Annotated in this window: 14 protein-coding genes; 2 read left to right on the forward strand and 12 right to left on the reverse strand. The window is 63.6% G+C overall.

The window, feature by feature from the left end; all coding sequences use genetic code 11:
• Positions 1-7: 7 nt before the first annotated feature.
• The 7 genes from AC1DLO_RS03680 to AC1DLO_RS03710 form a co-directional block, all read right to left on the reverse strand.
• Positions 8-496, reverse strand: coding sequence for a PTS sugar transporter subunit IIA (locus tag AC1DLO_RS03680; RefSeq protein WP_184740503.1), 489 nt, complete (start codon positions 494-496; stop codon positions 8-10).
• 38 nt (positions 497-534) lie between these two features.
• A complete protein-coding gene (locus tag AC1DLO_RS03685; protein ID WP_184740505.1) occupies positions 535-2,289 on the reverse strand; it encodes a glycerol-3-phosphate dehydrogenase/oxidase in 1,755 nt (584 codons plus the stop codon).
• A 104-nt stretch (positions 2,290-2,393) separates the two neighbouring features.
• Complete coding sequence (locus AC1DLO_RS03690; protein WP_476889294.1) at positions 2,394-3,530, reverse strand: GuaB3 family IMP dehydrogenase-related protein; 1,137 nt, start codon at positions 3,528-3,530, stop codon at positions 2,394-2,396.
• Between the two features lie 99 nt (positions 3,531-3,629).
• Complete coding sequence (gene guaB, locus AC1DLO_RS03695) at positions 3,630-5,141, reverse strand: IMP dehydrogenase (protein WP_184740509.1); 1,512 nt, start codon at positions 5,139-5,141, stop codon at positions 3,630-3,632.
• A gap of 338 nt (positions 5,142-5,479) precedes the next feature.
• Positions 5,480-7,090, reverse strand: a complete 1,611-nt coding sequence (gene groL / locus AC1DLO_RS03700; RefSeq protein WP_476889295.1) for a chaperonin GroEL — start codon at positions 7,088-7,090, stop codon at positions 5,480-5,482.
• An 86-nt stretch (positions 7,091-7,176) separates the two neighbouring features.
• Entirely contained in the window at positions 7,177-7,473 is a 297-nt protein-coding gene (gene groES, locus AC1DLO_RS03705; protein ID WP_184740513.1) for a co-chaperone GroES, read from the reverse strand.
• 223 nt (positions 7,474-7,696) lie between these two features.
• On the reverse strand, positions 7,697-8,107 hold the full coding sequence (locus AC1DLO_RS03710; RefSeq protein WP_476889296.1) for a hypothetical protein: 411 nt from the start codon (positions 8,105-8,107) through the stop codon (positions 7,697-7,699).
• Positions 8,108-8,186: 79 nt separating this feature from the next.
• Here AC1DLO_RS03710 and AC1DLO_RS03715 point away from each other — a divergent pair, with 79 nt between their 5' ends.
• A complete protein-coding gene (locus AC1DLO_RS03715; protein WP_476889297.1) occupies positions 8,187-9,425 on the forward strand; it encodes a THUMP-like domain-containing protein in 1,239 nt (412 codons plus the stop codon).
• 7 nt (positions 9,426-9,432) lie between these two features.
• Here the strand turns inward: AC1DLO_RS03715 and AC1DLO_RS03720 are convergent, their stop codons facing one another.
• The 3 genes from AC1DLO_RS03720 to AC1DLO_RS03730 form a co-directional block, all read right to left on the reverse strand.
• On the reverse strand, positions 9,433-10,251 hold the full coding sequence (locus AC1DLO_RS03720) for a shikimate 5-dehydrogenase (RefSeq protein ID WP_476914398.1): 819 nt from the start codon (positions 10,249-10,251) through the stop codon (positions 9,433-9,435).
• A 51-nt stretch (positions 10,252-10,302) separates the two neighbouring features.
• Entirely contained in the window at positions 10,303-10,425 is a 123-nt protein-coding gene (gene ykgO, locus AC1DLO_RS03725; RefSeq protein WP_184740519.1) for a type B 50S ribosomal protein L36, read from the reverse strand.
• A 66-nt stretch (positions 10,426-10,491) separates the two neighbouring features.
• Complete coding sequence (locus AC1DLO_RS03730; protein ID WP_476889299.1) at positions 10,492-11,652, reverse strand: GTP-binding protein; 1,161 nt, start codon at positions 11,650-11,652, stop codon at positions 10,492-10,494.
• Positions 11,653-11,821: 169 nt separating this feature from the next.
• Between AC1DLO_RS03730 and AC1DLO_RS03735 the strand changes: the two genes are divergently transcribed.
• Positions 11,822-12,973 carry a glutamate--cysteine ligase gene (locus AC1DLO_RS03735; protein ID WP_184740523.1) on the forward strand — a complete coding sequence of 384 codons (1,152 nt, stop codon included), beginning with the start codon at positions 11,822-11,824 and terminating at the stop codon, positions 12,971-12,973.
• Positions 12,974-12,995: 22 nt separating this feature from the next.
• Here the strand turns inward: AC1DLO_RS03735 and tsaD are convergent, their stop codons facing one another.
• Both tsaD and rimI read right to left on the reverse strand, forming a co-directional pair.
• Positions 12,996-14,123: a tRNA (adenosine(37)-N6)-threonylcarbamoyltransferase complex transferase subunit TsaD gene (tsaD, locus tag AC1DLO_RS03740; protein WP_476889300.1), complete on the reverse strand. Its 1,128-nt coding sequence runs from the start codon at positions 14,121-14,123 to the stop codon at positions 12,996-12,998.
• Positions 14,120-14,560: a ribosomal protein S18-alanine N-acetyltransferase gene (rimI, locus tag AC1DLO_RS03745; RefSeq protein WP_184740645.1), complete on the reverse strand. Its 441-nt coding sequence runs from the start codon at positions 14,558-14,560 to the stop codon at positions 14,120-14,122. Before rimI ends, tsaD begins: the two co-directional genes overlap by 4 nt.
• Positions 14,561-14,566: the final 6 nt, after the last annotated feature.

The following is a 14,566-nucleotide window of genomic DNA, read 5'->3' on the forward strand; positions in this document are numbered from 1 at the left end:
CCAATCTCTAGTGGTCGAAGAACACCAGGCTGGAGTTGATCAGTTCGGCGATGACTTCCGGATCGTGGGCGCGCCGGAGGGACTCCCGGAACGATTCCTTGGAGAGTGACCGCGCCAAAGTGGCAAGGACTTCCAAGTGGTCCGAGAACGAACTAGCCGGTGTGGCGATGAGCAGAACCAGGGTGGCGGGTCCGTCGCTGGCGCCGAAGTCCAGGGAGTGCCCGAACTTGGTAACCCCGACGGCGATGGAGACCCGCGAAACAAACTCACTGCGGGCGTGCGGCAACCCGATGCCGCCTGGGAGCCCCGTGGCGAGTTGGTGTTCGCGCGAGTTGACGTGTTCGAGGAAGCCTTCGAGGTCCGTGACACGCCCGGCCGCATAGAGCCGTTCCGCGAGCTGGCCCGCGGCGTCTGTCTTGTCGACCGCTTCCATCTCCAGGATGACGGTCTCCGGCGTCGTCAGTTCGGCATCATACGGGTCCAGTGGTTCCGCCAAGTCGTTTCCCTCCAGTGTGCCCAGCCAACCCAGGGCGCTCAGCGCAGGGGAACGATGTCATCGACGCCCATGCGCGCAGCATCAGCCGATTCGTCGTCGGGCTGCTGTTGGCTGAGCCGTTCAGCTTCCACCCGGGCCAGGTAGTGCTTGATTTCGCTTTCCCGCTGCGCGTCGCTCCAGCCAAGAATTTCTCCCATCAGCTTAGCGACAACCGGGACCGCGGAAACACCTCTGTCCCACGACTCGATCGATATCCGGGTGCGCCGGGTCAGCACATCGTGGACATGACGAGCGCCCTCATGGGTCGCTGCATAGACAACCTCTGCCGAAAGATAGTCGTCCGCGCCAGGGAGCGGCTCAGCCATGGCCGGATTGTCTTTGATGATGGCCAAGACTTCCGGGGCCATGGAGCCATAGCGGTTGAGCAGATGTTCCACCCTGGCGACGTGGACTCCGGCCTCATCCGCGGTTCTCCCCCGGCGGTTCCACGCGGCTTTGAATCCCTCGGCGCCCAGGAGCGGGATGGTTTCAGTGCAACTCGCGGGTACGCGCTCGTCCATGGCGCGGGTCGCTTCGTCTACGGCGTCCTTCGCCATGACCCGGTACGTGGTGAACTTGCCGCCAGCAACCACTACCAGGCCTGGAACGGGGTGTGCCACGACATGTTCGCGTGAGAGCTTGGCTGTGGAGTCGCTCTCCCCTGCCAGCAGCGGACGGAGTCCGGCGTAAACGCCTTCAACGTCCTCCCGGGTCAGGGGCCGTTTCAAGACTCGGTTGACGTGCTCAAGGACGTAGTCGATGTCCTTGCTGGACGCGGCGGGGTGGGCCTTGTCCAACTTCCAGTCGGTGTCCGTTGTGCCGATGATCCAATGCCGCCCCCAGGGAATGACGAACAACACGGATTTCTCGGTCCTCAGGATCAATCCCACCGTGGACTGGAAGCGGTCGCGAGGGACCACGAGGTGGATGCCCTTGGAAGCACGGACCTTGAGCTGGCCGCGATCCGTGACCATTGCCTGGGTCTCGTCGGTCCAGACGCCGGTGGCGTTGAGCACTTGCTTGGCGCGGACCTCAATGATGCTGCCGTCTTCCTGGTTTTCCACCTTCGCACCCACCACACGTTCACCCTCGCGCATGAACGACACAACGCGCATCCTGTTCACGGCATGCGCTCCGTAGTGTGCCGCGGTGCGGACGAGGTTGACGACCAGCCTGGCGTCGTCAACCTGTGCGTCGTAGTACCGGATGGAGCCGACGAACGCGTCGCTCTTGAGGCTCGGAGCAGCCCTCAGTGTTCCGCGCCGGAAGAGGTGTTTGTGCATGGGGACACCGCGGCTGTGCCCTGAGGTAAGGCCAAGTGTGTCGTAAAGGAAGATGCCGGCACCCACATAGGGCCGTTCCCAAAAACGCCGGGTCAACGGGTACAGGAACGGGACCGGCCGGACAAGGTGCGGCGCGATTTGTTGGATCAGCAGCCCTCGCTCCTGGAGAGCCTCCTGGACCAGCGCAAAGTCGAGCATTTCCAAGTAGCGCAGCCCGCCGTGAATCAGCTTCGAGGACCTCGACGACGTGCCTGAGGCCCAGTCCCGGGCCTCGACAATGCCCACGGACAACCCGCGGGTCACTGCGTCCAAGGCCGCCCCGGCCCCGACCACGCCTCCGCCGACAATCAGGATGTCGAGTTCCTTGCCGGGCTCCATGGTGCCCTTAAGTACCTCGATGGACCTGGCCCGCGCCTCCGGGCTTAACGCACCGGCATCATTCCTCTGCGAACCATCTGCAACACTGCTCATCGGACGCCTCCCATCGCACAAAGCCCGTAGTCCCCCACACTACTTCTTGTGCGCGGGCTTGGGCAGGGTTTTCACCCGAAGGCTAAGGTGGCCCGGACAGCAGCCTACTGACCCGAGTACGGCGAGACGACGACGTCGACCCGCTGGAATTCCTTCAGGTCCGAATAGCCTGTTGTGGCCATTGAACGGCGCAGCGCGCCGATCAGGTTGGAGGTGCCGTTGGTGTGGTGCCCCGGCCCGAAGAGCACTTCCTCCAGCGGTCCAACGGTGCCGACGTTGACCCTGTCGCCTCGTGGCAACTCGAGGTGGTGGGCTTCCTGTCCCCAGTGCCAGCCCTTGCCTGGTGCTTCTTCCGCACGGGCCAAGGCGCTCCCGAGCATGACGGCGTCGGCGCCCATCGCGATGGCCTTGACGATGTCACCGGAAGAACCCATGCCGCCGTCGGCGATCACATGCACGTACCGTCCGCCGGACTCATCCATGTAGTCGCGGCGGGCAGCGGCGACGTCGGAAATAGCGGAAGCCATGGGCGAATGGATGCCGAGTGCGCGGCGTGTGGTGGTGGTTGCGCCGCCACCGAAGCCCACCAGAACGCCGGCCGCACCGGTACGCATAAGGTGCAGGGCGGGCGTGTATCCGGCGGCTCCGCCGACGATCACCGGGACGTCAAGCTCGTAGATGAACTGCTTGAGGTTCAGCGGCTCGTGGTTCTTGGAGACGTGTTCAGCCGAGACAGTGGTACCCCGGATGACGAAAATATCGACGCCGGCAGCAACCACAGTCTTGTAGTGCTCCTGGGTGCGCTGCGGTGTGAGCGAGCCGGCCACGGTCACACCGGAAGCACGGATTTCCGCGAGCCTGCTGGTGATCAATTCGGGCTGGATCGGAGCCTTGTAGAGCTCCTGCATGCGCCGCGTAACGGCAGGGTTGGCCGTTTCATCCTCAAGGGCGGAGATCTCGTCCAGTACGGATTGCGGGTCTTCGTAGCGGGTCCACAGGCCCTCAAGGTCCAGCACGCCCAGACCGCCAAGCCGCCCAAGAGCTATGGCCGTCTCAGGCGACATGGCGGAATCCATAGGGGCGGCGATCACGGGCATCTCGAACTTGTAGGCATCAATCTGCCATGAGACGGAAACGTCCTTGGGGTCACGCGTCCGACGGTTGGGGACGATCGCGATGTCATCCAGGGAATAGGCACGACGCCCACGCTTGCCACGGCCAATCTCAATCTCATAAGTCACTGCTCTAGGTTATCCCAGTGCGGCGCCATGTCCTGGCAGGAAATGGGCAAGCCCGCCACCTCGTGACGACGGCGGCGGGCTTGCTTGAAATCTGGCAGTCTAGCGGGAACCGTAGTTCGGGGCCTCGACGGTCATTTGGATGTCGTGCGGGTGGGACTCCTTCAGCCCGGCCGCGGTGATGCGCACAAACTTGCCGCGCGCTTTGAGCTCGGCGATGGTCGGAGCACCCGTGTAGAACATGGTCTGGCGCAGGCCGCCGACCAGCTGGTATGCCACCGAGGAGAGCGGGCCGCGATAGGCCACGCGGCCTTCGATGCCTTCGGGGATGAGCTTGTCGTCGCCGGAAACGTCCGCTTGGAAATAGCGGTCCTTCGAGTAGGACGTGTTCTTGCCCCGGGACTGCATGGCGCCCAGGGAACCCATGCCGCGGTAGCTCTTGAATTGCTTGCCGTTGACGAAGATCAGCTCGCCCGGCGATTCGTCACAGCCAGCCAACAAAGAACCGAGCATGACGGTGTCGGCGCCGGCCACGAGGGCCTTACCGATATCCCCCGAGTATTGCAGGCCGCCATCGGCGATCAGCGGGACACCGGCAGGGATGGCTGCCTTCGAGGACTCATAAATGGCCGTGATCTGGGGGACGCCAACACCGGCAACAACGCGCGTGGTGCAGATGGAGCCTGGGCCTACGCCCACCTTGATGCCGTCGGCACCTGCGTCGATCAGTGCCTGGGCGCCTTCGCGGGTGGCCGCCTGGCCGCCGATGATATCAACGTGCGCGGCAACGGGATCGGACTTCAGGCGGGTGATCATGTCCAGGACGCCCTGCGAGTGGCCGTTGGCGGTGTCCACGAACAATGCGTCGACGCCAGCGTCAATCAACGTCATGGCGCGTTCCCAGCCATCGCCGAAGAACCCGATGGCGGCGCCGACGCGGAGACGGCCTTCCTCATCCTTCGTCGCGAGCGGGTACTGCTCGGCTTTGGTGAAGTCCTTGGTGGTGATAAGGCCCTTGAGGCGTCCCTGCTCGTCAACGAGGGGCAGTTTCTCGATCTTGTTGGTGGCCAGCTTGTGCGAGGCCTCTTCGCGGCTGATGCCGACGTGGCCCGTGATGAGGGGCATCTTGGTCATGACGTCGCTGACAAGCCGCAGCGGGAAGTCGGACTCCGGCACGAAGCGGGTGTCGCGGTTGGTGACAATACCCAGCAGGCGGCCGTCCGGGTCGATGACGGGCAGGCCCGAAACCCGGTAACGCGAACACAGTTCGTCCAGTTCCTGAAGGGTGGCTTCCGGGTGGATAGTCAGCGGGTTGGTGATCATCCCGGACTCGGAGCGCTTGACGCGGTCCACGTGGTCGGCCTGGTCTTCGATGGACAAGTTGCGGTGGATCACGCCAAGTCCGCCCTGGCGGGCCATGGCGATGGCCATCCGGGACTCCGTGACAGTGTCCATCGCGGCTGACAGCAGAGGGGTTTGGACCGAAATGCGCTTGGAGATCCGGGAGGACGTATCAGCTTCGGACGGGATGACGTTCGTGTGGCCCGGCAGCAGCAGGACGTCGTCATAGGTCAAGCCAACAAAGCCAAAGGGATCGTGTTCGGGCTGGGTCATGAGTGCGCCTCTTACCTTGGTTCTTGGGGGTTGCTCTGGTAGGGGTTGCAACTGATGACCAGCCCGTCATTACGGGACTGGCCTGTGCATAAAGGTTCTGAATAAATAGTAGAACCTCGCCGCCGATCCCCATATTCCGCAAGGGCAATGTGAGCAACGGCACCTGAGGCAACCGGCGTCAGGCAGTGCGGCCGCCGGCGTCAGGCAGCAAGGCCTTTCACGAAGCAGCCCCACACCCGCCGGTCAGGAAGCACGTCCGGGCGTTGAAGCGTCGGCTTACACGCAGAAGGCCCGGCCCCCCGAAAGGGGACCGGGCCTCGCGCATTCAACAACCGGGCCTAGTGGCTGTGGCCTGCGTGCTCGTCTTGCTCGGCCGGCTTCTCGACAACCAGGGTCTCGGTGGTGAGAACCAGGGCTGCGATGGAGGCGGCGTTCTGGAGTGCGGAGCGGGTGACCTTGACGGGGTCGATCACGCCAGCGGCGATCAGGTCCTCGTACACGCCGGACTTGGCGTTGAAGCCGTGGTTGTCTTCGAGCTCAGCAACCTTGGCGACGACGACGTAGCCGTCGAAGCCGGCGTTCTGGGCGATCCAGCGAAGCGGCTGGGTCAGGGCACGGCGGACGATGCCGACGGCGGCAGCCGCGTCGCCTTCCAGGGCCTTGACGGCGGTGTCCTCGTCCAATGCCTTGAGGGCGTGGATGAGGGCAGAGCCGCCGCCGGACACGATGCCTTCTTCAAGGGCGGCACGCGTGGAGGACACTGCGTCCTCGATGCGGTGCTTCTTTTCCTTGAGCTCAACCTCGGTGGCTGCACCGACCTTGATGACGCCGATGCCGCCTGCGAGCTTTGCAAGCCTTTCCTGCAGCTTTTCACGGTCCCAGTCGGAGTCGGTGCGGGTCAGCTCGGCGCGGATCTGCGCTACGCGTGCCGCGACGTCCTCAGCCGTGCCAGCGCCGTCAACGATGGTGGTGTTGTCCTTGGTGACTGTGATGCGGCGTGCTGAGCCGAGGACCTCGAGGCCAACCTGGTCAAGGGACAAGCCGAGCTCCGGGGAAACAACCTGCGCACCGGTCAGCGTGGCGATGTCCTGCAGCATGGCCTTGCGGCGGTCGCCGAAGCCCGGAGCCTTGACGGCAACCACGTTCAGGGTGCCGCGGATGCGGTTCACGATCAGCGTGGACAGTGCCTCGCCGTCGATGTCCTCAGCAATGATGAAGAGCGGCTTAGCGGCCTGCAGGGCCTTCTCCAGGAGCGGCAGGAATTCCTGCAGCGAGGAGATCTTGCCCTGGTTGATCAGGATGAGCGCGTCTTCCAGGACAGCTTCCTGGCGTTCAGCGTCAGTGACGAAGTACGGGGAAAGGTAGCCCTTGTCGAACTGCATGCCCTCAGTGAGGACCAGTTCGGTCTGCGTGGTGGAGGACTCTTCGATGGTGATGACGCCATCCTTGCCGACCTTGCCGAAAGCCTCGGCCAGCAGTTCGCCAACCTCGTCGCTCTGGGCGGAGATCGCGGCAACGTTGGCAACCTGGGTGCCTTCTACTTCGCGGGCGTTCTCCAGGAGGCGGGCAGCAACGGCCTGGACAGAGACCTCGATGCCACGCTTGATTTCACCAGGGGCGGCGCCTGCGGCAACGTTGCGCAGGCCTTCCTTGACGAGTGCCTGTGCCAGAACGGTGGCCGTGGTGGTGCCGTCGCCTGCGACGTCGTTGGTCTTGGTGGCGACTTCCTTGGCCAGCTGAGCGCCAAGGTTCTCGTACGGGTCGTCCAGCTCGACTTCACGGGCGATGGTCACGCCGTCGTTGGTGATGGTGGGTGCGCCCCACTTCTTGTCCAGAACGACGTTGCGGCCGCGCGGGCCGAGAGTCACCTTGACGGTGTTGGCGAGCTTGTCAATGCCTGCTTCGAGCGAGCGGCGGGCGGCGTCGTTAAACGCTAGCTGCTTTGCCATGGTTGTGTCCTTTCAAGACGGAAAACCCGCACCGCTGATTCAGTCAGAAGATGTCCGACTCGATCTGCGGTGCGGGATCCAGGAAATTACTTAACGACGATCGCCAGAACGTCGCGAGCGGACAGAACGAGGTATTCGTTGCCGCCGGTCTTGACTTCAGTTCCGCCGTACTTGGAGTAGATAACGACGTCGCCAACGGCTACGTCGACAGGTACGCGGTTGCCGTTGTCGTCAAAGCGGCCGGGGCCGATTGCAACAACTTCGCCTTCCTGCGGCTTTTCCTGTGCAGTGTCCGGGATGACCAGGCCGGAAGCCGTGGTCTGCTCTGCTTCGAGCGGGCGGACAACAATGCGATCCTCGAGAGGCTTAATGGAGACCGACACTCGGATCTCTCCTTTACGTGAGGTAGTACATGGACTATCAAACCAGGGGTGCCGTGGCGTGCTTACCGTCGTCGCGGTGCCGGTAAGTGCCTGGCGGCATGATTAGCACCCGCCTAGGGAGAGTGCTAATCAAGACTCTATGTAAGCATTAGCACTCGGTCAAGGCGAGTGCCAGAATTCCGTCATGGGTGAACGGCGGCAGGCCGCCCCGGACTCAATCAGCTCATTGCCCGGCGAGGTCGTCGAAGTCCACGTCCTCGCCGTCGTCGTACTCTTCTTTCGGTGCGGTTCCGCGGTTCAGGTAGAGCACTACGCCGCTGGCGAGTGCGATGGCGCCGAACACCACCAGCCCGACAATCGCTCCGATACGCGCGCCTGAGTAGGTGTCCCGAATGTCCCGGGCCTCGTCCGTGGCGTCCTGGACGCTCTTTCCGGTCATGGAATAGGTGGCCGCGTTGAAGGAGTCGAGGAAGAAAATAATGATCAAGAGCGCGATGCAGACAATGGCAATCGAAGCACCTGCGATGAGCGCAGGACGGGCATACTTGGAGAGATTTCCGGCGAAGGGACGTTTATCGGGGGCAGAGGGAGAACCATTGGCGTCGTCAGGCTGGCGTACTGGGTTGTCTTCCATGGCATCAACCCTATCGGCCCGAATGATCCCGGATCCCCCTCTCCGCCTCGTATGACGGGCGGCCAGTAGGCTAGTTCCCATGGCTGACACACCCCAGGACCAGATTGCCCCGCTTCTGACAACGGAGGGTTGGGAACTGCTGGCATCCTTGGGACCCTACCGCGATGGCGAAGCGTTCGCCCTGAACGCACGCTTGCGCAAAGACGGCCACTCCCCCGCACTTGTGGCCGCCGTCCTCACCCAATCCAGGCTCCGCACCCGCGCCGAGGCCAAGTTTGGCGAATTCGCCCGGCAGATGCTCTTCACGCAAGCCGGATTGGAACAAGCCACCCGGCTCAATGTGGCAGCCAGGCACGCAGAGCGTTTTGCCAAGGCAGGCACGCAGCATGTGGCTGACCTGGGCTGCGGGCTTGGAGCTGACTCCATGGCCATGGCCTCCATGGACATCAAGGTCACCGCCGTGGAACTCGACGAGACCACCGCGGCCTGCGCCACCATCAACCTCATGCCTTTCCCGCATGCATCCGTGGTGCATTCCGACGCGACGTCCGTGCCCCTTGACGGCGTCGACGGCGTGTGGCTCGATCCTGCGCGCCGCACGACGTCGTCGTCGGGAACCAAGCGGATCTGGGATCCGGAGGAGTTCTCGCCGCCGTTGTCCTTCGTTGAGTCGCTCGCCGCGTCCGGCAAGGCCGTCGGGGTCAAGATGGGCCCGGGGATGCCCCATGAAGCGGTACCGGCCGGCTGCGAGGCACAGTGGGTTTCGGTCGGAGGGGACGTTACGGAAGTAACACTGTGGTTCAACGACGTCGCCCGTCCCGGCATCCGCCGCGCGGCCCTGGTGCTCGGGCCGCAGGGCGCAGCTGAGATGACCAGCGGCGAAGATTTCGACGGCGGACCCGTGCCCGACGTCGGGCCGGTGGAGGGATACCTGTACGAGCCGGACGGCGCGGTGATCCGCGCGGGCTTGGTGGCCGACGTCGCGCTCCGACTCGGAGGCCACTTGGTGGACCAACACATTGCCTACATCTGCGCTCCGGAACTGGTGGAGACCCCGTTCGCCCGTGCCTACAAAGTCCTCGAAGTCATGCCGTTGAACGTCAAGGCCCTCAAGGCCTGGGTGAAGGCCAACGGCGTCGGTGTCCTGGACATCAAGAAACGCGGCACGTCAGTCACTCCCGAAGAACTGCGGAAACAATTGTTGCCGGCCGGAAAAGGCTCAGCGAAAGGCCGCGGCAACAGAACAGCCACCCTCGTCCTCACCAGGATCGGCGAGGAAAAGGTGGCTGTTGTGGTGGAGCCGGTAGCGGCCGCCTGAGATAGCCCTACTGGGCGCGCGTGAACTCCTCGGCAGCCGCCACTTGCTCGGGCGTCGGCGTGATACCCGTGTAGAGCACGAACTGTTCGAGGGCCTGGATGGTGGCTACCTCAGCGCCGCTGATCACGGCCTTGCCTGCCGCGCGGCCGGCCTTGATGAGCGGCGTCTCTGCGGGGAGGGCGACGACGTCGAACACCACGTGCGCGGCCGCGATCGCCTCTTCGGGAAAGGACAATGAGCCGGACTCCGTTCCCCCGGCCATTCCGATCGGTGTGACGTTGACGATCACGTCCGCCGTCGAGTCCCCCACTTCGGCTTGCCAGCGAAAGCCATAGAGTCCCGCGAGCGATTGCCCGAGCTTTTCGTTCCGGGCAACCACAGTGACGCGCGAGAATCCGGCGTCGCGGAAGGCTGCTGCGGTGGCCTTGGCCATTCCACCGGAGCCGCGGAGCAACACGGACGACGCCGGGTCGATCGCGTTACGCTCGATCAGCTGGGCGATCGCAGTGTAGTCCGTGTTGTAGGCCGTCAGTACGCCGGCGTCGTTGACAATCGTGTTGACCGAGTCGATGGCGGCGGCCGATGCGTCCATACGATCCACGAGCGTGATGACGTCTTCCTTATAGGGCATCGAGACGGCGCAGCCACGGATGCCCAGGCCACGCACCCCGGCGATCGCGTTCGCCAAGTCGGTCGGAGCGAAGGCCTTGTAGATCCAGTTCAAGCCGAGGGCCTCGTAAAGGAAGTTGTGGAAACGCGTTCCGTTGTTGCTCGGCCGGGCTGAGAGGGAGATACAGAGCGTCATGTCTTTGTTGAGGATCGGCATAACGGGGCTTCCTTCACATAGCGGGGTTCTGTGCCCAGCCTAGACGGGGAGCTAGCCTTGGCGCGCTTTGAATCGCGGATTCAGCTTGTTGATGACAAAGGTGCGGCCGCGCCGGCGGACAACTTGCGCGCCGGGGATCTTCTTGAGGGCACGCAGCGAATTCCTGACTTTCAAGGGGTTCTCCTTCTAGGGTTTTGACTTGTTTGATTGCGGCTTTGTTCCACCACGGCCGAAGCCCGGCTAAAGAGTGGATTCGAGTTCCAGTGGATCCTCAAGCGCAGCGAAATCGAGCCTCATTTCCGCTTCGCTCAGCGCGCATCCATCCAGCAGGGCCCGGATTTCTGCGGCGTCGACGTCGTCTCCTCGCCCGGTCACGGCCAGCACAGTTCCGCGATCGCCGAAGCGGGGGTGCCAGTCGAGAACGGCGTCGACGTCGTGGAGCCCGTCTTCGTCCTGCCGGACTTTACCGTCGCGAACAGAGTCGGCGCCGGCATCCGCGAGCCACTCTCCCGTGCTCTCGAGCCAGACGCGCGGTCCGATTCCCTGAACGGCGATCCGGATCTTGGCCGCCGAGGCAATCCACAAGCGGCCCCGCATCCAGTGGCATCCCTCTGCCAGCTTCGGCAGGGCTTCCCGGAAGCGCCCGGGATGAAGCGGACGCTCCACTTTGTGGAGCACGGTCCGGAAGCTCCCGGACTCCTCCTCGAGCGGAACCCGCACGGAACCGCGACGAACCCTCGCGAGGGCCTCCGCGCCGTCGTAACATCCGGGCCGGAAGTTGTCGTCGCGGGCTGAAACGGCAGCGTGGGGCGCGAGTTGCGCCAGAAGTTCCAATCCCTGGGCCCAGTGCTCGCTTGAGTCCGGGCGCAATCCGGTGAGCTCGGCCCCAAGACCAGCATGGACCATGATGGTATCCGCGTGGCCCAACTCTCCGATGAGAAATTCTCCACTGGTGCGGTGATCCTCCGGCATCGCCGTGAAGCCGGATTCGTACAGGGTGTGCTTGTCCCAAACATGGTCTTCCAGGGCTGAGGGATCGATCGCCAACACTGCGTTGTCGATGACGGCAGGCCGCTCAAGGCCCCGCTTGAGTTCGGCAACCGCCATGTCCACGGAGACGCCAGGCGGCAGGCCCAGGACGATGTGGTCATGGCCGGACGCGGCGAGGCGCTCCGCCGTCGGGACAACGTCAAGACGGACCGTGCAGCTGAGGCAGCCGTGCTCCAAGACGGTTTGTGCCTGCTCTACAAGTTCGCCGTTGCGGAACACCCTCCGCAATACGACGGAGCCGTCCAGGAGGTCATGGAGGACCACGGCTGAATCGCGGTGTGTACGCCCTAGCTTGGCTGTGGCTGCTTCGCGGCATTGGCTATCGAGTGAGCTGACAACAGAAAGGTGCATGCCTGTATTGTAGATGCAAATCATTCTCATTAGCAAAAATGCTCGATTTCCTGAGCTTTTCGCCCATGCGGTACCGTACCGCCCCTGCATTAGACTTGAGCCAACCGCTGACGGCCCCACGGCGGGCGTTTGCTCAGGGCGTTTTTGGCATATCACCGAGGGGACCTACGTGCAGATTGATTTCGCTCCATCCAGGCAGTCGACACTGGGGGTGGAATGGGAGCTCGCGCTCGTCAACGCACGCACCGGGGAATTGGCCTCGGTCGCGAATGAAGTCCTGCGCGGCGTAGCATCTCGGCATCCGGACCTGAACGAAGACGACGAGCACCCGCACATCAAGCGCGAATTGCTCCTCAACACCGTGGAACTCGTCACGGGCGTGTGCAACACCGTCAAGGAAGCCAAGGAAGACCTGGCCCGCTCCCTGAAGGCCGTCAGGGACGTTACCGACCCCATGGGTGTGGAGCTTTTCTGTGCCGGCAGTCATCCGTTCAGCCCGCCGCAGCTTCAGCCGGTCTCGGACAAAGAGCGCTACGCCAAACTGATTGACCGCACCCAGTGGTGGGGACGGCAAATGGTCATTTACGGAGTCCACGTCCATGTCGGCTTGGACCGGAGGGACAAGGCGCTCCCCATCCTCGACGGCCTGGTCAATTACTTCCCGCACTTTCAGGCATTGTCCGCTTCGAGTCCCTTCTGGGGCGGCGAAGACACCGGCTATGCGTCACAACGCGCCCTCATGTTCCAGCAGTTGCCCACGGCCGGATTGCCCTTCCAGTTCCCCAACTGGGCCGAATACGAGTCCTATGTCCAGGACATGTTCACCACGGGGGTGATCGACACCCTGTCCGAAATTCGCTGGGATATCCGCCCGGTGCCGAATCTGGGCACCATCGAGATGCGCATTTGCGATGGCCTGGCAACCCTCGAGGAAGTCGGCGCTGTCGCCGCCCTGACTCAATGCCTCGTGGATGAGTTCTCCACCATCCTGGACAACGGCGGGAGCATTCCCACCATGCCGCCATGGCATATCCAGGAAAACAAGTGGCGCGCCGCCCGCTACGGCATGGAGGCGATTATCATCCTCGACGCCGAAGGCAATGAGCAGCTTGTCACCGACCACCTGAAGGAAACGCTGCTGCGCCTGGCTCCCGTCGCCGAAAAGCTCGGTTGCTCGGAGGAACTGGCCGACGTCGAAAAGATCATCGCCCGCGGTGCGGGCTACCAGCGCCAACGCCGCGTCGCTGCCCAGCACGATGGCGATCTTCATGCCGTCGTCCAGGACCTCGTACAGCAAATGCGGTCCGTACCAACGGCCTAACCTCTGGGATGGATTCCCGCGCCTACACCGAAACCGTTGTGACCGGCAGGGAAGAATCCGGAGCAAAAGCAACGCCGCTTGGACCGATTCCCGCCATGATGAGCTGCGATCCCAGGGCCGCAACCATAGCACCGTTGTCGGTGCACAGCGCCAACGGCGGTACGTGCAGCGTGATCCCCGCAGAGGTGCAGCGCTGCCCGGTCAGCTCACGCAGACGGGAGTTAGCGGCCACGCCACCGCCCAGCAGGAGATCCGTGATGCCGTTCTCCTCGCAGGCCAACACGGCTTTGGACGTGATGACGTCCACCACTGCTTCTTGGAACGCGGCCGCGATGTCAGCTACGGGGACGTCCTCACCGCGCGCTTCAAACTGTTCAACGCAACGCGCGACGGCGGTCTTGAGGCCGCTGAATGACCAATCGTAGCGATGGGGTCCCGGCTCTTCGACGGTTCCCATGTATTTGGGTTGCGTCAGTCCGCGCGGGAAGCGGATGGCCTTGGCGTTGCCTTGCTTGGCGAGTTTGTCGATGGCCGGTCCGCCCGGGTAGCCCAGGCCCAAGAGCCTCGCCACTTTGTCATAGGCCTCCCCCGCGGCGTCGTCGATGGTGGAGCCGAGCATCTCAACGTCGTCGGTGATGCTGCGGATGCGCAGGATTTCCGTGTGCCCGCCGGAAACCAGGAGGGCACCGAGGTTGTCGGGCAATTGCCCACCGGCGCCGAGCCCCCCAGTGCCACCGCCGGCAGCGCCGTCAAGAAGCCCAACGCCGACATGCGCCACCAAGTGGTTGATGGCGTAGAGCGGCTTGCCCGTGGCAACAGAGAGGGCCTTGGCAGCGCAGACGCCCACCATGAGCGCGCCTGCCAGCCCCGGCCCGGAAGTCACCGCGATGGCGTCGATGTCCTCCAGTGTCACTCCGGCCTCGTGCAGGGCCTCCTGCAGCGTGGGTACAAAAGCGTCCAAGTGCGCACGGGAAGCGATCTCCGGAATGACGCCACCGAAACGGACATGCTCATCCATCGAGGAGGACACCGTATTGGTCAACAGGGTGGTGCCCCGGACAATCCCGACGCCGGTTTCGTCGCAGGAGGACTCGATCCCCAGCACAAGCGGCTGGACGGTGCTGGGCTGGACGGTGCTGGGCTGGTTCACGCCGGGTTTCCTTCAGTCAATGTCAGCCTCATGATGAGGGCATCCGTGCCGTCGCGGTAGTAGCGCCGCCGTACGTGGATCTGCTCGAAGCCGAACCGCACGTACAAGGCCTGGGCGCGCGGATTGTCGGCCCGGACCTCGAGGAGGACTTCCGTTGCGCCGCGCCCGCGGGCCTCCTCAATGAGTTCGGTGAGAATAGCCGAGCCAATCCCTCTGCCTTCGAATTCGGGCACGACGGCGATCGTCTGGACATCCGCGATGGGCTCGATGCACATGAGACCCGCGTAAGCCACAATCTGCCCGCCGGCTTCGGCCACTACATAGCGGCGGGTATCCACCTGGGCAAGTTCATCGAAAAACATTTGCATCGGCCAAGCATCCACCGGGAAGAGCCGGCGTTCCAGGACCTCGACGGCGGTGACGTCGTCGGCGGTCATGTCGCG

The organism is Arthrobacter sp. 01T419, from assembly GCF_056398865.1.

Excerpts from the sequence above, each read along its gene's own strand:
- guaB (WP_184740509.1), bottom strand. The coding sequence starts at position 5,141 with ATGACCCAGCCCGAACACGATCCCTTTGGCTTTGTTGGCTTGACCTAT.
- AC1DLO_RS03685 (WP_184740505.1), bottom strand. The coding sequence starts at position 2,289 with ATGAGCAGTGTTGCAGATGGTTCGCAGAGGAATGATGCCGGTGCGTTA.
- AC1DLO_RS03730 (WP_476889299.1), bottom strand. The coding sequence starts at position 11,652 with ATGCACCTTTCTGTTGTCAGCTCACTCGATAGCCAATGCCGCGAAGCA.
- AC1DLO_RS03720 (WP_476914398.1), bottom strand. The coding sequence starts at position 10,251 with ATGCCGATCCTCAACAAAGACATGACGCTCTGTATCTCCCTCTCAGCC.
- rimI (WP_184740645.1), bottom strand. The coding sequence starts at position 14,560 with ATGACCGCCGACGACGTCACCGCCGTCGAGGTCCTGGAACGCCGGCTC.
- AC1DLO_RS03710 (WP_476889296.1), bottom strand. The coding sequence starts at position 8,107 with ATGGAAGACAACCCAGTACGCCAGCCTGACGACGCCAATGGTTCTCCC.
- AC1DLO_RS03715 (WP_476889297.1), top strand. The coding sequence starts at position 8,187 with ATGGCTGACACACCCCAGGACCAGATTGCCCCGCTTCTGACAACGGAG.
- groL (WP_476889295.1), bottom strand. The coding sequence starts at position 7,090 with ATGGCAAAGCAGCTAGCGTTTAACGACGCCGCCCGCCGCTCGCTCGAA.